The organism is Andreesenia angusta (genome assembly GCF_001855385.1).
Lineage (GTDB): Bacteria > Bacillota > Clostridia > Tissierellales > Gottschalkiaceae > Andreesenia > Andreesenia angusta.
The window spans coordinates 1-16,718 of sequence record NZ_MKIE01000009.1 but is presented as its reverse complement, the minus strand read 5'-3'; the positions used below and the strand labels follow the sequence as shown (position 1 = coordinate 16,718).

The window sequence follows — 16,718 nt, the reverse complement described above, 5'->3', positions numbered from 1 at the left end:
CACACTAGTATATATACGGAATAAATCTGTACCTTTCAGCTTTCCACACTCTGTAGCTGTCCCCTATCGTATTCTCCATCACAATCTCTTCCTGAATCATCCTCTTGTTTAAAAGCCTGCCTACAATTGCGAATGCAAATAAAAATCCCACTATATTTCTGAAAAACAGCGGCACCCCTATGGAAAGCAAGAACAGTCCCAAGTAGAGGGGATGTCTCAGTATTTTATAGGGCCCGTCGCTTACGAGCTCATGGTCACTTTCAACCTCTACATCTCTTGTAAAGTACTTCCCAAGGTATACTGCTCCCGAGTACCTGAAAGCTATTCCTGAAACATAGCACAAGAGTCCTATCCAGTTCATCGCAGTTCCGGCCAACCCTCCAACAGCAAAAAGCTCTGCGTATGAAAGCGATAAAGTAAGCGCTATGCTGGCCACTATTGAAGCCAGAATTCTCAGAAACGACTTTTTTTCGCTGTAGTCCCCATCTTCATGCCTAGATGGAAGGACTATAAACTCACCTATCCAGAGTGCCGTAATCAAATAAAACACTATGTACCGCCAGTCTAATTTAAAAAATATATCCACTTCTATCTCTCCCAATATTATCTACTTTAATACCCTATATACCTTAAGAGGCGTACTTTATTCACTCTTCTGAAAATATTTATATCCTGGAATTGTGATATAATGAGACTAGAAATTGATTGAGGTGATTCAAATATGGCATTTTTCATAGAGACTACAAAAGTGGACTTGGGCTCTACGCCAATAGAAAATATATTCTTAAACGACTTTATGCCAATGGCCGACGGGACACATGTGAAAGTCTACCTGCTGGGCTTTAAGCTCACAAGAGACGACGACAAGCATCTTGTAATCACAAACTCCTTGCTTGCCAAGCACTTGAGCATACCGCTTTCCGATGTTTTGGCCGCTTGGGACTTCTGGGAGCAGAAGGGCATAATCATAAAGCACCCTAAGGAAAACTCGGCGGATCAGTTTGACTACGATGTAGAGTTTAAAAGTCTTGTACAGCTCTATATTACAAACAACTACCAGATATTTATGCCAGAGAAGCCACAGCCCAGAAAGAGCGTGGACACGCTCTACAGGAGCACTGTGGACGATCTTGTTGAAGTAAGCTACAATCCCCATATAAGCGATATGTTCAAGAAAATAGACCATATAGTCAGAAGGCAGCTTCAGGCGGTAGAGCGCACGAAGATACTGGACTGGTTCTACAACTACAACGTGTCTCCCGAAGTCATAGTGCAGGCCTTCTATATAGCCGTGGAAAAGCAGGGCAAGAAAAGCGTAGGATATGTCGAAGGGATAATCAGAAACTGGTACGACCTTGGAATCACCAACGCAGAGGAGCTGGAAAAATACCTTAAGCAAAACGAGAGTGCGTACCACAGATACCAGCAAGTCAAGAAAGCCATAGGCGCCGTAAATACGATTCCTACAGAGAGCGAAAAGAAGATAATGAACAGGTGGTTTGAAGACTGGAAGTTCTCCACAGAGCTTGTGATGAAGGCATGTGAGAAGTCCTCTAGCACAGCTAACCCAAGCGTAAACTATATAAACGGAATCCTGAGCTCTTGGCATGAAAAGGGGATCCGAACTGTGGAAGATGTGGAAAGAGAAGCTTCCAGCTACAAGTCGGAAAAGCCTCGCTCTAATCCACCTGCTGTCAAGAAAACAGCTTTCCACAATTTCGAGCAACGCTCTTCTGGCTACTCGAACGAGGACTTAGAGCAGCTGATAAGAGAGAAAAACAAAAGCAAGTAGAAAAGTATAGAAAAGCAGAGGTGAAACCTTGAACTCAAAATTAAATGAAATACTAAGAGAATACGGTCGAAAGAGAGACCGTGCCGTAGCTGAACAGAAGAGGCGACTTGAGCTTATATATGCAAAAGTACCTAGAGTGAAAGAGATAGACTCGGAAATAGCCAAGACAGGTGTCACTATAGCCAAGTCTCTTTTAAACGATCCCGACTCCTACGAAGAGAATTTAGCCAAGGTAAAGGCGCATATGAGCAAGCTGAAGTCTGAAAAAGCCTTTCTTCTGACAGAGAACAACATCAGTTTAGACCAGCTTGAAGTCTCCTACGAATGCTCTGCATGCAGCGACACCGGGTACCTGAAAAATGGATCTAAATGCAGCTGCCTTAAGCAAAGGCTTATAAGGGAGTCCTATAAGATGTCTAATCTAGACAAGAAACTTAATTCAGAGAATTTTCAGACTTTCGACATAGACATCTTTTCAAATGAAAACTTCGACGGCGAAGCCCTGACTCCACGAGAAAATATGATGGAACTTGTAAACACAGCTGAAGTCTTCTGCATCAACTTTGACAAGGACAATGGAGAAAACCTGCTGTTCTACGGAACTACAGGGCTTGGAAAGACCTTTCTATGTAACTGCATAGCAAAGTCGCTTCTAGATAAAGGGAAGGTGGTCATATATCAAACGGCCTTTAAGATAATGGAGATTGTAGAGGCGCATCGATTTAAAAGGGAAGAAGGCTCTGTGTTCAGCAGAGAAGACTACAATATGCTGTTTGAAGCAGATCTGCTCATAATCGACGACCTTGGAACAGAGCTCTCCAACTCCTTCACCATAACTGAGTTCTTCAATATAATAAATTCAAGGCTCTTGAGTGGCAAAAAAACCGTTATCTCGACCAACCTGTCTCCTAGAGATATTTCAAATATCTACACCGATAGAGTCTTTTCAAGGCTTTTTAGCCAATTCAATATGCTCAAGTTTTTCGGTCCAGACTTGAGATGGGAAAAAAAGAGGAACAGGGGCAGTTAAGCCCCTGTTCCTCTTTTTGTTGCTTTTATTAAAGTAGTTCTTTTCTAAGCTCTGCTCCTGATTTTGGTGAAAGATATGCATATGGAATGTCGAATACAGTAAGCGCACCTACTCTTCCTTCTGAAGCAAATCTATTTACCGCTCTTGCGCATGCAACTAGCACGCTTGAAGTGAACTCTGGATTGCTTCCAAGGTTTAGCTTGAACTCTATAACTTGGCTTGTTCCTTCTCCAGTTCTACCTTGACGGAAGACGCTTCCTCCATGAGGCATTCCAGTGTGCTCGCTCTGGAACTCTTCTTCTGAAATAAAGTTCACTGTAGTCTTGTAGTCTGCAAAGTAGTTAGGCATTGTAACTATTTCCTTCTCTATGCTCGCCGCATCTGCCCCTTCTTCCAGCACTATATAGCATACTCTTTCATGTCTGTCTGTAGCTGATATGTCCAGCTTTTCCCCAGCTCTCACAGTAGACAACGCATCTTCGCTAGGAACTGTATACTGAACACCGCGCTTAACTCCGCTTATCCTTCTTATTGCATCAGAGTGACCTTGGCTAACTCCTTTTCCCCAAAAAGTGTACTCGTCACCCTCTGGAAGCACGCATTCTCCGAGAAGTCTGTTTAGAGAGAAAAGTCCTGGGTCCCACCCTGTAGATATAAGGCTTGTGTTTCCGCCCTCTTTAGCTGAGCTGTCCACCATTTCAAAATACTCAGGAATTTTAGCATGAGTGTCAAAGCTGTCCACTGTATTGAAATGCTTAGATATCTCAGGCCCTTGCTTCTCTAGATCAGTCGCAGACCCCCCGCATAGAAGCATTACGTCTATTTTCCCCTTGTAAGACTCTATATCCGCCATACTTACAGCCGTTGCATTAGTGTCTATGCTCTCAGGCGATCTTCTTGTAAAAACCGCTACAAGCTCCATATCTGGGTTTTGAGATATGGCTTTTTCCACACCTCTTCCTAAATTACCGTATCCAACTATACCTAATCTTATCTTACTCAAATGCATTCACTCCCTTGTTTTTTTCTTTCTCTATATCTTGCCACAATTTTTTGCTTTTTTCAATCAAAATTTAAAGCCTGTATTTGGAATCGCATTTGAACGTAAAAAAAAAGCCCTAGAATCTTACGTTCTAGAACCTTCCTTTTATTGGAGCTGGTGAGAGGACTTGAACCCCCAACCTACTGATTACAAGTCAGTTGCGCTACCGTTGCGCCACACCAGCATGTTTTGTGTGTGTTGTTTTTTTGGCGACCTGGAAGGGACTCGAACCCTCGACCTCCAGCGTGACAGGCTGGCATTCTAACCAACTGAACTACCAGGCCGCGTTTGTTTGTTTCATATTTTTTTATGGTGGTCGCAGTAGGGCTCGAACCTACGACCCCCTGCTTGTAAGGCAGATGCTCTCCCAGCTGAGCTATGCGACCACTTATGGTGACTCTACCGGGAATCGAACCCGGGTTACCGCCGTGAAAGGGCGGTGTCTTGACCGCTTGACCATAGAGCCATAATTGGTGATCCATCCGCGACTCGAACGCGGGACACCCTGATTAAAAGTCAGGTGCTCTACCGACTGAGCTAATGGATCATCTTGTAGCTGTCCCCAACCACAAGATATATATTACCCTATTAACTTTAAAGTGTCAATATTTTTTCAACATTTTTTATTTTTAATTATTTAGAGCCCAAGAGTCCCCTATTTTCGGACTTTCTCAGGCTCTAGTTGTCACTCTATATAAGCGCGTTTCTTATTATAGTCTCATTTCTCTTAGGTCCTATGGAGACTATGCTCACTCTGACCCCTGTTAGCTCTTCTATCTTCTCTATATATCTCTTGGCGTTTTCCGGCAGCTTCTCGTAGTCCTCCACGCCTTCCATCTCTTTGTCATCCCATCCATCTATCTCTTCGTACACCGGTTCACATTTAGAAAGAGTCTCTAAGCTTGCAGGGAAGTCCACTATTCTCTCTCCCTCTAGCTCATACCCTACGCAGAGCTTGAGCTTCTCGAATCCTCCAAGAGTGTCCAGCCTTGTAACTGCTATGTCTGTAAGGCCATTTATTCTGACTGCATAGTTAAGCATTACCATGTCCAGCCATCCGCATCTTCTAGCTCTTCCAGTCGTAGTTCCGTATTCGTGTCCTTTTTCCCTTATGGCATCTCCCATCTCGTCGAAAAGCTCTGTTGGGAATGGTCCTTTTCCAACTCTAGTTGTATAGGCCTTTACAACGCCTAGCACTCTCTCTATGGCTAGCGGACTTATTCCAGCACCTATTGGAACTCCTCCCGATATAGGGTGAGAAGACGTAAGGTATGGATAGGTTCCAAAGTCAAGATCTAGAAGCGTGCCTTGAGCTCCTTCAAACAAAACTTTCTTGTCCGACTTTATGGCGCTGTCCACAGTTACAGATGTATCTTCCACATATTTTTCTATCTGGTCTAGATAGCCTCTGTACTCCTGAACAATGCTCTCTTCGTCAAGTGGCTCTTCGCCATATAGCTTTGTTATTATCTCGTTCTTTTCTCTTATATTCTTTCTGAGCTTCTCTTCAAAGCTCTCTCTGTACTCTGCATCGCAAATTCTAAGCCCTACTCTGTCCACCTTGTCTCTGTAGCAAGGACCAATTCCCTTTACAGTAGTTCCGATTTTCTCTATCCCTTTTTTTCTCTCCTCCAGCTCGTCCAGCTTTAGGTGATATGGAAATATGATATGGGCTCTGTCGCTCACTCTCAGGTTCTCAACTCCTATGCCCTTTTCCTTGAGGTACTCTATCTCTTTTACTAGTGACTTAGGGTTTACCACAACGCCATTTCCTATTATGCAGCTTTTGTCTCCGTAGAATATTCCAGACGGTATAAGATGCAGCTTGTACTCCTGATCTCCAACTTTTACCGTATGTCCTGCATTGTCACCGCCTTGATATCTGACTATATAGTCCGCTTTCTCAGCCAGATAATCCGTGATCTTTCCCTTTCCTTCATCTCCCCACTGCGCTCCTAATACTACCAAGGTTGACATATATACCACTCCTTATGTGAATTGTCGTCTATAACATGCTATCAAAACGCTTTTTTGATGTCAATTCATTTTCGAATATTTTTCTCTGTTTCTATTTAATCATTCGTATTTTAAACTGATCTATTTTGACTTGCAGTTTATACTCACAATGTTATCAACAGAACTTTGTCTCTTTTCTCGCTATTATTCAGTATTTACCCCTACTTATCCACTTATCCACAAAGTTATTCACATTTTTTTCAACATGTCTTTGTGGATACTGTATTGTACATATTTTTGCTAAGCCTCATCTTGTAGTAGCCCAGCATTATAAACGGCCCCACTATCCAGAAGCTCTGCCTGAACTCCTCCTCTTTGCGTTCTTTCAGCTCCTCTATTACAGCGTCGTAGTACTCGTCCTCAAGCCTTGCATAGTACTGTCTTACATGCTCAAACCCAAGGTTTTCATAGCATCTTATAGCTCTCTTGTTGTGCCTTGCGACGTCTAGAAAAAGAGTTCTCATTTTGAGTTCGTTAAAGTAGTAGTCCAGAAATATCCTCAGGCTTTCAGTACCATATCCACAGTTTACATAGTTCATATCAAAAGTTATCCCCAATACAGCAGTTTTGAAAAGCCTGTTTATGTCTCTTATGCTTATAAAGCCTATCACTTTCCCACTGTATGTCTTTACCGAGTATGACTTCATATTCTTTCTGGCTATTCTAGCTTCATACCAGCCCTTGACATTGCCGTCTTTTGTAGTTAAAAAGTGATACTCCCTTGAAAGTATATCCTCTGCCTTTTTCCAGTTCATCATCTGATATACGTCCGAAAGCTGAAGGCTTTCTATATAAATCCTTTCCCCTTTTATCATCCTATCCTCCAAAAAACTCCCCGCAGGCTGTGGGGAGTTTTCTATGCTGAACAATTTTATTTAAAGCTCTCTATCAAACTCTCTCCTATTTCCCTGCCAAACTCTGTGCATTCATTTTCTTCTTGGTCCTCTTTAGGGACAAACAGAACCTTTAGTCCATCTCCATGGGGCTTCAGCTTTAAAAGCTTGAATATGTTGTTCACTATCCCAACAGCTTCCCCGCTCCAGCCGTAAGATCCGAACGCTCCTGCTATCTTGCCCCTGCTTGTCACGGGATTTATGGCCCCGAAAACTTGGTATATCTGAGGAAACGTATTCTGATTTATGGTAGGCGTACCTATCAAAATGGCATCCGCCTTCTCTACCTTGCCCTCTAGCGTTTCAAAGCCCACTCCAGATTCCACGTCCAGAAGCTCTACATCTATATCTCCAGCCGATTCAATGCCTTTGGCTATCAGCTCCGCTATCCTCTTTGTGTTCCCATAAGCTGAAACATAAGTTATAAGTGCATTGGGTTTGCCCTCGTGTTTGTGCTCAAGCGAATCCTTGGCATATTGCTTAGTTGTCTCGACCCATTTCTTCCAGTTGTCCCTCAAAACAGGTCCATGTCCTGGAGCTATTATGTCTATATCCAGCTTTTCCACCTTTTCGATGGCGTTTAGCATATGCTGGCTGAATGGACTCATTATCACGTCAAAGTAGTATTTGAAAGCGTCGCTGAAGTCCCCAACCAGGTCTTCAAATACATTTTCGTTGCAGTAGTGGCATCCAAAGGAGTCGCAGCTGAAGAGCACCTTGTCCTCTTCCACATATGTGTATATTGTGTCTGGCCAGTGCAGGAAAGGGGCCCCTATAAACCTGAGCGTCTTATTGCCAAGGTCTAGCGTATCTCCATCGCTGACTATTATATGCTTAAACTCTTGATTCGTTATATCTCTTAAAAACTTTACTCCCGTCTTGCTGGCAACAACCGTGGCGTTTGGAGCTATTTTCAGAAGCTCCTTCAGATTCCCAGAGTGGTCCGGCTCAGTGTGGTTCATCACTATATACTCTATCTCTTCCGGATTCACAACACTCTTTACCTTTTCAAGATATTCTTTCTGATATGTGTCTTTTGAAGTCTCTATTATCGTCTTTTTATCTGCGTCTATAAAGTAGGAGTTGTAAGTGGTACCGTACTGAGTCTCCATGACCACGTCAAAAGTTACAAGAGTTGGGTCTAATATCCCTATCCACTTTATGTCTTCTTTTAAGTTCAAAACCTTGGTATTGTCCATTGCAAAGCCTCCCTTTTATGGTTCAACTCTATTTTTCTCTAAGTTCAGGAATTTAGTGTACTCGCCCACGAATACAAGCTCTATATTGCCTATAGGCCCATTCCTGTGCTTAGCTATTATAACCTCACCTATGTTTTTCTTCTCTGAGTCAGGATCGTAGTACTCGTCTCTGTAGAGGAACATAACTATGTCGGCGTCCTGCTCTATGGCCCCTGACTCCCTTAGGTCCGAAAGTATAGGTCTGTGGTCGGACCTAAGCTCAGGCGCACGCGAAAGCTGCGAAAGAGCAACTACAGGACAGTCTAGCTCCTTTGCAAGCCCTTTTAGCCCCCTTGATATAGAGGATATCTCCTGCTGCCTGCTCTCGGTTCGACCTTCTCCAGACATAAGCTGAAGGTAGTCTATCATCACAAGATCAAGCCCCTTTTCTATCTTAAGCTTTCTGCACTTGGCCTTCAGCTCTGTAAGCGTTATGCCCGGTGTGTCGTCTATAAATATATTAGCCTTGGAGAGTGGTCCCATGGCGCTTATAAGCTTTGGCCAGTCGTCCTCGCCTATGTTGCCGTGTATTATCTTTTGAAGCTCTATATGGGCCTCTGCACTCAGCATACGTTGCACAAGCTGGTCTTTGGACATCTCCAAGCTGAATATTCCTACAGAAGCTCCTCCCTTTAGCGCCGCATTTATAGCCACGTTCAAGGTGAAAGCCGTTTTTCCCATCGCAGGCCTTGCCGCTATAAGCACAAGATCCGACTTCTGAAGCCCTGAAGTCTTGTTGTCCAGGTCTATAAATCCAGTAGTCACCCCTGTCAAGCTGCCCTGAGACTCCGCCATTTTCTCGATCTTTGAGAGACTCTCTATAAGCACTGTCTTTATGTCCTCTGGCCCCTCCTGGTTTCTCTTCTGGGTTATGTCAAATATCTTTTTTTCCGCCTGCTCTACTATACTTCCTATCTCTTCGTTGTCTTCGTAGCTCTTGGCTATTATGTCGCTTGAAGCTCTTATCAGCTTTCTCAGTATGGATTTTTCCTCCACTATGCCGCAGTAGTACCTTATGTTCGCCGTAGTGGAAACTTCGTTAGACAGCTCCGCTAGATAGACCGTTCCGCCTATGGCCTCTAGTATATCCCTCTTCTTCAGCTCCTCTGAAAGCGTTATGAGGTCCACCGGCTCGTCTCGGGTGAACACAGATATTATGGACTCGTATATCTGCCTATGGGCTTCATGGTAGAAGTCTTCAGACCTTATCATCTCAACTCCGGCCACTATTGCCTCTCTGTCTAAGAGCATAGCTCCTAGCACTGACCTCTCGGCCTCCAAGCTGTGTGGTGGAACTCTTCCTACTGTTCCGGCTCCTATTTCGTTTGTTTCCATTCCATTTCTCCAATCTAAATTTCTTTCTATAAGTATATTATATACTAGTACCTGTCTTTTTAAACACAGAAGTATACAAAATAAACGCCAGAGATATTTCTGGCGTTTCTAGTTATTTCTGCTCTTTTACAGATATTTTAAGCTTTCCTGCTATCGAAGGGTATACCTTTACTTCGGCGAAAGTAGTTCCCGCCGTCTTTATATTCCCTCCATCTATGTCTATCTTTCTCTTGTCCACTTTTATTCCATGGTCTTTTTCAAGTAGTTCCGCTATATCCTTGCTAGTTATAGATCCAAATAGCTTGTTGTTTTCGCCTACTTTTGTAACTATCACCACTTCTGTCTCTGATATCTTCTTTGCAAGTGCTTCGGCAGCCTTTTTCTCTTCAGCTTCTCTGAACTTGTCAGACTCACTCTTGTCCTTTAGCTCTTTCAGGCTGGCTTCGTTTGCCTCCTTTGCAAGCCCCTTAGGCAGCAAGAAGTTTCTTGCATATCCGTCTTTTGCATTTACAAGCTCCCCAGACTTTCCTATTCCCTTTACATCCTTTAATAAAATTACTTTCATTATATTTCACCTTCCTCTATATATTTATAAATAGCTTTTTCTAAAAGCTTCTCACTTTCATCTATACTGCTGTTTTCAATTCTTGTCCCAGCGGAGTTCATATGTCCTCCCCCTCCCAGCTCTTCCATTATGACCTGTACATTGACATCGTCTATAGACCTTGCGCTTATATGCACATCGTTCTTTATCCTAGAGAGCACAAAGGATGCGTCTACGCCTTCCGTATTCAATAGCTCGTCTGCCGACTGGGCTGCTACAAGTATGGAGCTTTCGCTTTCTTCTTCTAACCTTGAAATGGCTATATGCTCCTCTATTATTCTAGAGCTGGCCACGACTTTGGCCCGCAGCTTCAGATCGCTGAAACTGCCTTTGAAGAGCTTTCTGACGGCCTCTGTATCTGCCCCGAACCTCCTCAGAAATGCTCCTGCCTCGAAAGTCCTTACGCCTGTCTTCACGGAGAAATGCTTTGTATCCAGCGCTATGCCCGCTAGAAGCGCCTCTGCCTCGTGCTTCTCTATGTCTATCCTGTCGCTTATGTAGGACAGTATCTCTGTCACGAGCTCGCATGTGGAAGATGCGTAAGGCTCCACATAAGTCAGAACTGGCTCTTCTATGAACTCCGCTCCTCTTCTGTGATGGTCTATGACTATGACTTTCGAGCATTTTTCAAGTATCCTGGCAGATTCAACCTGGCTTTTCTTGTGATTATCCACCACTATGCAGAGGTTTTCACCTCTCATCATATACATGGCCTCTTCAGGGCTTATTATATGTTCCATAAGCTCTTTCGACTGAGACTTCAAGTTATTGTACATAAGCTTTATAGAACTATTTACCCCTTTTAGAACTATATATGCATTTTTCCCTCTGCTTCTGACCGCCCTGTACACGCCTATAGAGGCTCCAAAGCTGTCTAAGTCGGGAGACTTATGTCCCATTATAAAAACCACTTCTTCCTGGTCTATCAGCTTTCCCAGTGCATGGGCCACAACTCTAGCTTTCACTTTTGTTCTCTTCTCCATGGTCTTGCTCTTTCCTCCGTAGAAATCCAGCCTGTCTCCTGACTTCACAACAGCTTGATCCCCACCTCTTCCTAGCGCTATATCCATAGCGTTTTGAGCGTGGCTGTATGTCTCTTTCATATCCTTTCCCTTTGCTCCAATCCCTATGCTTATGGTTATCGGAAAGTTCCCGCCGTACTCCACGTTCTTTATATCGTCCAGTATTTCAAACTTCCTGTTTTCTAGAAAGCTGAGATATCTGTTTTCAAAGAATATAAGGTACTTGTCTTCATCTAGCTTTTCCAGTATACCGTTTATTCTATTTGAAAGTCCCTTTATCCTCTTGTCTATGTCTATTATATAGCTTTTCTCTTCAATGTTGTTCCCAAGCAAAAACACTTCCTCGTAGTTGTCTATGTATATTAGACCTATACATATGCTCTTTTCCTCAAGTTCGCTTATCTTTTTGCTCAAGTCCGTCCTGTCTATCCAGTAGAATATAAATATCTCTTCTTCTTCAAACTCGTTTAGCGCCCTGTTGTAGTGGACTTCATAGAGCCTGTTTCTGTGGTTTACATTGAAGGAGCCCCTCTCTTTTTCCACATAGTCAAGGCTGAACCTTGGAACTATCTCGTCCATTCTCTTGCTGTATATATTCTTGTTTTCAGCTATATCAAGGAATTCCTCGTTGTTCCAAACCACTTTCCCGTCCTTGTCCAGTATGCTGAGTGGAAGAGGGATGCTCTTGATTGTATCTTTGTTTATAAGGCTGTTCTTGCTCGATATGTCCTCTATAGACTCAAGCAGCTCCAGCTTTTTCCCTATCATGTACGTAGCAACTGTGACTATGGATAGCGACAGAAACATCACTGCCATGCCTAGCAGAAAATTATACTGTACAATTATCAGCGATATGATCAGAATAAGAGCTATCTGTACATACAGCTCAGCCTTTATGACCTTTATATTTTTGTTTTTCGGCATAATTTCCCCCCGGACATCAGTCCTTTATTTTTCTGAAGTTAAACACTATATCCAAAACTCCAACAAAAGATACAAACATGCTAAGTGCTACATTAAACGCCAAAAAAACCAGTATGGTGGTTCTAATTGCTCTATTGATTCTAGTTTTCCCTAAAAAGTACGCTATCACTCCTATACCCTGTATAAATACAACTAAGTACAGTGCTGTAGTAAGGTTGAGTACTAGCGCTTCGTATACAGGTAGCCCCATAAGCTTTATGGCAAATGTAACTATTAAAATCACTACAGCCGCCACTGAAAATTTGGAGGACAGCCTGAAATTGCTCAGCTTCAAAGTGTCTACATGAGATATCCCGTTTCTTTTTAGAATATGCGATGCCACCCAGTAAGAAACTACACTTATCATGAAAGCTCCTGACACCATTATAACAGGGAATATAGCTACCATAAACCCTATGGACTCCTCCATTGCCAGTTTGATCGAAGCTATATCGTAGTTTTCCGTGTTCGAAGCGCTTCCCAGCTGCTCTATAGTTTCTTTAAGTCCAAGTCTAAGGGACGACTCTAGCGATTCAACTACGTCGACTTCGAAAATCAGCTTCAGTGCTACAGATATAGCGGCCAGTGCCAAGAACATATAGGTGCCTCCAGCTAAAACTATCTTCGAGACTCGTTCCCTTCTATTTATATAGATACTGAGTACTGCGGCAATCCCTATATAAAGCGACAGAGGAAGCACATATCCCATGCCCTGCACTGACGATATCGCCATTATAGAAATAGCCATGCTCAATATGCTGTACTTTAAGCCGTGTTTCACGCCCACTATGACACTGAATGCAGGGAATATCAGCATAAGCAGCGAAAATCCATTCACACCGAAAAAACCTGTAATCGATGTAAGCAAAATTGCAATCGATAAATCTTTTAGCGTAGTTCTGCTCTCTTGGTTGCTCAATTTAAACCCTCTTTTCTTGTTTTAAATATGTATCTAAAAAAACGTCGACATCGTCGACGTTTTCTATTATTCTGCTGTATATGGTAAGAAAGCTACTTGTCTTGCTCTCTTTATAGCTATTGTCAACTCACGCTGGTGAATTGCACAGTTTCCTGAAACTCTTCTTGGAAGTATCTTTCCTCTTTCAGTCACATACTTCTTGAGCTTATTTATGTCCTTGTAGTCTATTACAGACTTCTTGTCTGCACAGAAGCTACAAACTTTCTTTCTAGTTCTGAATCTTCTTGCTCCAGCCATTCTCTTTCCCTCCTTTAGAATGGAATATCCTCATCATCTATCGAATCGTCAAGATGAAATCCTTCTGTGTTAAAATCTCCAGAGTTGTTGCTCTGTTGAGGTCTAGATACGGCACTTGGATTTCCGCTCGAAGCACCGTCTCCCCAGTCTATAAACTGGACTCTCTCTGCAACCACATCTGTAGTATACCTCTTGTTTCCGTCAGCCGCTGTATAGCTTCCTGTCTGGATTCTTCCCTGGATAGCTACGTTCCTTCCCTTTTTCAAGTAGTTCGCACAATTCTCTCCTTGTTTCCCCCACACGACTATGTTTATGAAGTCCGCTGTAGGCTGACCCTTGCTCTCCATCTCCTGCTTCTTGTCTCTAGACAATTGCTTGTCTACAGCTATAGAAAAACTAGCTACAGCTGTTCCGCCATTTGGCAGAAATCTAAGCTCTGGATCTCTAACAAGTCTTCCAATCAATACAACACTATTCAAGAAAAGCACCTCCACGGCTGTCTATTATTTTTCAAGATTTATTATCATGTTTCTGATTACACCATCAGTTATCTTACATATTCTCTCAAGCTCTGCTATTACAGCTGTCTCAGCTTCAAAGTTTATAAGTGTATAGTAGCCCTCTTTGAAATCGTTGATTTCGTAAGCAAGCTTTCTGTTACCCCAGTCGTCTAGAGTAGTCACAGATCCAGCTGACTCTATTACGCCTTTTAGCTTTTCGATTATCTCGTTTCTGTTTTCTTCAAGAACTTGTGGAGAAAAGATAAATACTCCCTCATAGTTTCTCATTCAATTCACCTCCTTTTGGACTTAACGGCTCTATTCTGTGATAGAGCAAGGATTACGTCACATCCATAAAATTATATCATCTTATAGAGTTTAAATCAAGTTTTTTATCCTTGATCCGAAGATGAAATGACTTTTTTCACTCGCTTTACAAAGTCTTTTCTAGGTATCCAGACTTGCCTGTCGCATCCAAGGCATTTCACTTTAAAGTCCACCCCTGTTCTGACTATCTCCCATTTGTTCTCACCGCAGGGATGGCCTTTTTTAAGCTGAACGACGTCTCCTACACTGTAATTTTGAACCATGCAATCACCTCTTTCCGATATCTTCACAAAGATAAGTATATCAGACCCCTATATGTGTTTGCCATATAAAAATAGAGACACCTAAGCTTTGGTACTCGGTGTCTCTGCATCTATTGACTAGTATATCTTTGTAGCAGTTCTCTCTTTGCTGTTTCTTATAATTCTGAATATACCTTTTATAGAGATATCCTCGTTTTCAACTAGGTTCTCCATTATGCCCTTCACCTTATCCAAGTCCTTTTCTTCAAACTTTACCGAAAGCCCACAGCTCGCAGTTATCTCTCTAGGTGTCGGTATCATTCTAAGCTCTATCCCTTCCTCTTTAAGCCTCTTCTCGCTTTTTATGGCGTGGTGAGTTGAATTAAAAGAGATTACAAAATTATCAACTTCTATCATATGACCATCCCTGTCCTTAAAGTTTTATAGTGTTGGAAGCCTCCATGAGCTTCTCAACTATGGTGTACATATTTGTGACTCCTCCTACTTCTAGGCCGTCTTGAAGCCCGTAGTAGTCTAGGCAAGTTCCGCAAGACAGGATTTCAACCCCTCTTGCTTCAAGCTGCTTTATATCCTCTATCACAGCTGACCCTGTAGTAGTCAGCTTTATTCCTGAGTTTACGAAAAGCAGTGCTGAAGGAAGCTCTTCCAGTTCAGTAAGTGTATATATAAAACCCTTTATGAGCACTGCTCCAAGCTCGTCGTTCCCATGTCCCATCTTGTCCTTGTCGAACATGATAACCGTGTTTTTAGACACGTTTTCATCTGAATCTTTTTTCGCTCCTGCTCCAGCTATTTCTACCTCTACGCTTCCTGCAGTTATATAGTAGTCTCCCTCTTTCTGATCTACTTTGAAATCAATATCCATGCTCTTCAAAAGCTTGCTTACATTCTCTTTGGCCATTTCATTGTCCACTATTGTGACTATACCTTCCCCTGCTCCTATGCTTTCAAGCGCCTTTTTAGTCATTATCACAGGCTTAGGGCAGTTTTCTCCTCTTGCATCTATCTCTATCATCATTATCTTCCTCTCATCTGTATTCTAGTACATTCCTATAACAATACTTTATTATATTTTGAGTTTTCAAACAACAAGCACTTGGAATTCTAGATATAGATTTTTTCTATGTACTCGACTTTACTCATGTAATCTTTTATTTTTCACTAAAAAAAATCCATCTACTCTAAAAGTAAATGGATTCTCTATGGCGGAGAGGGTGGGATTCGAACCCACGTGGGCTTGCACCCTAACGGTTTTCAAGACCGCCCCGTTATGACCACTTCGGTACCTCTCCAAATTGGTGATCCATCCGCGACTCGAACGCGGGACACCCTGATTAAAAGTCAGGTGCTCTACCGACTGAGCTAATGGATCATCTTGGCTGGGGTAGCAGGATTTGAACCTACGCATGTCAGAGTCAAAGTCTGATGCCTTACCGCTTGGCGATACCCCATCGTTTTGGCGCGCCTGGGAAGATTCGAACTCCCGACACACGGATTAGAAGTCCGTTGCTCTATCCTACTGAGCTACAGGCGCATTTGGAGCGGGTGAAGGGAATCGAACCCTCGCAACTGGCTTGGAAGGCCAGGGCTCTACCACTGAGCTACACCCGCATATTTTGGTTTTTTTATTTAATTTTTTGGTTTTAAATGGTGGTCGCAGTAGGGCTCGAACCTACGACCCCCTGCTTGTAAGGCAGATGCTCTCCCAGCTGAGCTATGCGACCATTTTTGGTGACTCTACCGGGAATCGAACCCGGGTTACCGCCGTGAAAGGGCGGTGTCTTAACCGCTTGACCATAGAGCCTCACAGTTTTAGTTGATTTTTTGAATTAAATTGGCTCTCAGGGTGGGACTCGAACCCACAACCTTTCGGTTAACAGCCGACTGCTCCACCGTTGAGCTACCCGAGAACATTTAAATCACTAACCAGCGACGTCCTACTCTCCCAGGTCGCTTCCAACCAAGTACCATCGGCGCTGAAGGGCTTAACTTCTGTGTTCGGTATGGGAACAGGTGTGACCCCTTCGCTATCGTCACTGGATATGTCGCTCGAACTTCCACTCTCACAGCCATTCACGTTATGTGAAATGTCCTGCTCTCTCAGCTTCCTAAATCTAAAATCTGCGAACTCGCTTGCGCTCAGACACACAGATTTCTAAACGATTTACTCGCTTCTATTACAGCATTTCAGCTATAACATTCACGACGCTATTCGAATTGAAATATTCTCGCTTCTGTTTTGAGAAACTAGTGTTTCTCTATTGAGCATCTGTACACTCAAAACTACACAGTGAATATATCCTTTTGGTCAAGTCCTCGATCTATTAGTATCACTTAGCTGAAGACATTGCTGCCCTTACACCTGTGACCTATCTACCAGGTAGTCTTCCTGGGATCTTACTCTGTTAACCAGATGGGAAATCTAATCTTGAGGGATGCTTCGCGCTTAGATGCCTTCAGCGCTTATCACTTCCAGA

The 16,718-nt window shown here is 42.9% G+C and carries 17 protein-coding genes, 13 tRNA genes and 2 rRNA genes; 2 read left to right on the top strand and 30 right to left on the bottom strand.

Features of this window, described 5'->3' with window-relative positions; genetic code table 11:
• Positions 1 to 4: 4 nt before the first annotated feature.
• On the bottom strand, positions 5 to 550 hold the full coding sequence (locus EUAN_RS09590) for a methyltransferase family protein (RefSeq protein WP_169817375.1): 546 nt from the start codon (positions 548 to 550) through the stop codon (positions 5 to 7).
• 171 nt (positions 551 to 721) lie between these two features.
• On the opposite strand from EUAN_RS09590, the gene EUAN_RS09585 reads away from it, so the two are divergent.
• Both EUAN_RS09585 and EUAN_RS09580 read left to right on the top strand, forming a co-directional pair.
• A complete protein-coding gene (locus tag EUAN_RS09585) occupies positions 722 to 1,792 on the top strand; it encodes a DnaD domain-containing protein (RefSeq protein ID WP_071064058.1) in 1,071 nt (356 codons plus the stop codon).
• A 28-nt stretch (positions 1,793 to 1,820) separates the two neighbouring features.
• Positions 1,821 to 2,822 carry an ATP-binding protein gene (locus EUAN_RS09580; protein WP_071064056.1) on the top strand — a complete coding sequence of 334 codons (1,002 nt, stop codon included), beginning with the start codon at positions 1,821 to 1,823 and terminating at the stop codon, positions 2,820 to 2,822.
• A 28-nt stretch (positions 2,823 to 2,850) separates the two neighbouring features.
• Here the strand turns inward: EUAN_RS09580 and EUAN_RS09575 are convergent, their stop codons facing one another.
• From EUAN_RS09575 to EUAN_RS09435, 29 genes are all read right to left on the bottom strand, one after another.
• Complete coding sequence (locus tag EUAN_RS09575; RefSeq protein WP_245674481.1) at positions 2,851 to 3,831, bottom strand: diaminopimelate dehydrogenase; 981 nt, start codon at positions 3,829 to 3,831, stop codon at positions 2,851 to 2,853.
• 142 nt (positions 3,832 to 3,973) lie between these two features.
• Positions 3,974 to 4,048: transfer RNA gene (locus tag EUAN_RS09570), tRNA-Thr, on the bottom strand.
• A 23-nt stretch (positions 4,049 to 4,071) separates the two neighbouring features.
• Positions 4,072 to 4,148 (bottom strand) — tRNA-Asp (locus EUAN_RS09565).
• Positions 4,149 to 4,174: 26 nt separating this feature from the next.
• A tRNA-Val gene (locus EUAN_RS09560) sits at positions 4,175 to 4,250 on the bottom strand.
• 5 nt (positions 4,251 to 4,255) lie between these two features.
• A tRNA-Glu gene (locus EUAN_RS09555) sits at positions 4,256 to 4,330 on the bottom strand.
• A gap of 5 nt (positions 4,331 to 4,335) precedes the next feature.
• Positions 4,336 to 4,411: transfer RNA gene (locus EUAN_RS09550), tRNA-Lys, on the bottom strand.
• A 143-nt stretch (positions 4,412 to 4,554) separates the two neighbouring features.
• On the bottom strand, positions 4,555 to 5,841 hold the full coding sequence (locus EUAN_RS09545) for an adenylosuccinate synthase (protein WP_071064052.1): 1,287 nt from the start codon (positions 5,839 to 5,841) through the stop codon (positions 4,555 to 4,557).
• Between the two features lie 239 nt (positions 5,842 to 6,080).
• Positions 6,081 to 6,695 carry a GNAT family N-acetyltransferase gene (locus EUAN_RS09540; protein WP_071064149.1) on the bottom strand — a complete coding sequence of 205 codons (615 nt, stop codon included), beginning with the start codon at positions 6,693 to 6,695 and terminating at the stop codon, positions 6,081 to 6,083.
• Positions 6,696 to 6,751: 56 nt separating this feature from the next.
• Complete coding sequence (locus EUAN_RS09535; RefSeq protein ID WP_071064050.1) at positions 6,752 to 7,972, bottom strand: FprA family A-type flavoprotein; 1,221 nt, start codon at positions 7,970 to 7,972, stop codon at positions 6,752 to 6,754.
• A gap of 15 nt (positions 7,973 to 7,987) precedes the next feature.
• Positions 7,988 to 9,346 (bottom strand): replicative DNA helicase, encoded by a 1,359-nt coding sequence (gene dnaB, locus EUAN_RS09530; protein WP_071064048.1) that lies wholly within the window; start codon positions 9,344 to 9,346, stop codon positions 7,988 to 7,990.
• A 112-nt stretch (positions 9,347 to 9,458) separates the two neighbouring features.
• Complete coding sequence (gene rplI / locus EUAN_RS09525; protein ID WP_071064046.1) at positions 9,459 to 9,911, bottom strand: 50S ribosomal protein L9; 453 nt, start codon at positions 9,909 to 9,911, stop codon at positions 9,459 to 9,461.
• A complete protein-coding gene (locus EUAN_RS09520) occupies positions 9,911 to 11,896 on the bottom strand; it encodes a DHH family phosphoesterase (RefSeq protein ID WP_071064044.1) in 1,986 nt (661 codons plus the stop codon). The genes rplI and EUAN_RS09520 overlap by 1 nt, the downstream gene beginning before the upstream one ends.
• A gap of 16 nt (positions 11,897 to 11,912) precedes the next feature.
• Entirely contained in the window at positions 11,913 to 12,854 is a 942-nt protein-coding gene (locus tag EUAN_RS09515) for a DUF2232 domain-containing protein (RefSeq protein WP_071064042.1), read from the bottom strand.
• A gap of 66 nt (positions 12,855 to 12,920) precedes the next feature.
• Entirely contained in the window at positions 12,921 to 13,151 is a 231-nt protein-coding gene (gene rpsR / locus EUAN_RS09510; protein WP_071064040.1) for a 30S ribosomal protein S18, read from the bottom strand.
• Positions 13,152 to 13,165: 14 nt separating this feature from the next.
• Positions 13,166 to 13,630, bottom strand: coding sequence for a single-stranded DNA-binding protein (locus tag EUAN_RS09505; RefSeq protein ID WP_071064038.1), 465 nt, complete (start codon positions 13,628 to 13,630; stop codon positions 13,166 to 13,168).
• Between the two features lie 24 nt (positions 13,631 to 13,654).
• Positions 13,655 to 13,939 carry a 30S ribosomal protein S6 gene (gene rpsF, locus EUAN_RS09500; RefSeq protein ID WP_071064036.1) on the bottom strand — a complete coding sequence of 95 codons (285 nt, stop codon included), beginning with the start codon at positions 13,937 to 13,939 and terminating at the stop codon, positions 13,655 to 13,657.
• Between the two features lie 104 nt (positions 13,940 to 14,043).
• On the bottom strand, positions 14,044 to 14,241 hold the full coding sequence (locus EUAN_RS09495; protein WP_071064034.1) for a DUF951 domain-containing protein: 198 nt from the start codon (positions 14,239 to 14,241) through the stop codon (positions 14,044 to 14,046).
• 117 nt (positions 14,242 to 14,358) lie between these two features.
• A complete protein-coding gene (locus EUAN_RS09490) occupies positions 14,359 to 14,637 on the bottom strand; it encodes a putative Se/S carrier protein (protein ID WP_071064031.1) in 279 nt (92 codons plus the stop codon).
• Between the two features lie 16 nt (positions 14,638 to 14,653).
• Positions 14,654 to 15,259 carry a sulfurtransferase-like selenium metabolism protein YedF gene (yedF, locus tag EUAN_RS09485; RefSeq protein ID WP_211266344.1) on the bottom strand — a complete coding sequence of 202 codons (606 nt, stop codon included), beginning with the start codon at positions 15,257 to 15,259 and terminating at the stop codon, positions 14,654 to 14,656.
• A gap of 185 nt (positions 15,260 to 15,444) precedes the next feature.
• A tRNA-Ser gene (locus EUAN_RS09480) sits at positions 15,445 to 15,533 on the bottom strand.
• A 4-nt stretch (positions 15,534 to 15,537) separates the two neighbouring features.
• Positions 15,538 to 15,613: transfer RNA gene (locus tag EUAN_RS09475), tRNA-Lys, on the bottom strand.
• A 4-nt stretch (positions 15,614 to 15,617) separates the two neighbouring features.
• Positions 15,618 to 15,692, bottom strand: a tRNA-Gln gene (locus EUAN_RS09470).
• Between the two features lie 6 nt (positions 15,693 to 15,698).
• Positions 15,699 to 15,775 (bottom strand) — tRNA-Arg (locus tag EUAN_RS09465).
• A gap of 3 nt (positions 15,776 to 15,778) precedes the next feature.
• A tRNA-Gly gene (locus tag EUAN_RS09460) sits at positions 15,779 to 15,852 on the bottom strand.
• A gap of 37 nt (positions 15,853 to 15,889) precedes the next feature.
• Positions 15,890 to 15,965, bottom strand: a tRNA-Val gene (locus EUAN_RS09455).
• A 5-nt stretch (positions 15,966 to 15,970) separates the two neighbouring features.
• Positions 15,971 to 16,045, bottom strand: a tRNA-Glu gene (locus EUAN_RS09450).
• A gap of 31 nt (positions 16,046 to 16,076) precedes the next feature.
• A tRNA-Asn gene (locus tag EUAN_RS09445) sits at positions 16,077 to 16,151 on the bottom strand.
• 14 nt (positions 16,152 to 16,165) lie between these two features.
• A 5S ribosomal RNA gene (rrf, locus tag EUAN_RS09440) occupies positions 16,166 to 16,282 on the bottom strand.
• 263 nt (positions 16,283 to 16,545) lie between these two features.
• Positions 16,546 to 16,718 (bottom strand): 23S ribosomal RNA (locus tag EUAN_RS09435); the annotation flags it as partial.

Excerpts from the sequence above, each read along its gene's own strand:
- EUAN_RS09585 (WP_071064058.1), top strand. The coding sequence starts at position 722 with ATGGCATTTTTCATAGAGACTACAAAAGTGGACTTGGGCTCTACGCCA.
- EUAN_RS09575 (WP_245674481.1), bottom strand. The coding sequence starts at position 3,831 with ATGCATTTGAGTAAGATAAGATTAGGTATAGTTGGATACGGTAATTTA.
- EUAN_RS09545 (WP_071064052.1), bottom strand. The coding sequence starts at position 5,841 with ATGTCAACCTTGGTAGTATTAGGAGCGCAGTGGGGAGATGAAGGAAAG.
- EUAN_RS09540 (WP_071064149.1), bottom strand. The coding sequence starts at position 6,695 with ATGATAAAAGGGGAAAGGATTTATATAGAAAGCCTTCAGCTTTCGGAC.
- EUAN_RS09535 (WP_071064050.1), bottom strand. The coding sequence starts at position 7,972 with ATGGACAATACCAAGGTTTTGAACTTAAAAGAAGACATAAAGTGGATA.
- dnaB (WP_071064048.1), bottom strand. The coding sequence starts at position 9,346 with ATGGAAACAAACGAAATAGGAGCCGGAACAGTAGGAAGAGTTCCACCA.
- rplI (WP_071064046.1), bottom strand. The coding sequence starts at position 9,911 with ATGAAAGTAATTTTATTAAAGGATGTAAAGGGAATAGGAAAGTCTGGG.
- EUAN_RS09520 (WP_071064044.1), bottom strand. The coding sequence starts at position 11,896 with ATGCCGAAAAACAAAAATATAAAGGTCATAAAGGCTGAGCTGTATGTA.
- rpsR (WP_071064040.1), bottom strand. The coding sequence starts at position 13,151 with ATGGCTGGAGCAAGAAGATTCAGAACTAGAAAGAAAGTTTGTAGCTTC.
- rpsF (WP_071064036.1), bottom strand. The coding sequence starts at position 13,939 with ATGAGAAACTATGAGGGAGTATTTATCTTTTCTCCACAAGTTCTTGAA.
- EUAN_RS09495 (WP_071064034.1), bottom strand. The coding sequence starts at position 14,241 with ATGGTTCAAAATTACAGTGTAGGAGACGTCGTTCAGCTTAAAAAAGGC.
- EUAN_RS09490 (WP_071064031.1), bottom strand. The coding sequence starts at position 14,637 with ATGATAGAAGTTGATAATTTTGTAATCTCTTTTAATTCAACTCACCAC.
- yedF (WP_211266344.1), bottom strand. The coding sequence starts at position 15,259 with ATGATGATAGAGATAGATGCAAGAGGAGAAAACTGCCCTAAGCCTGTG.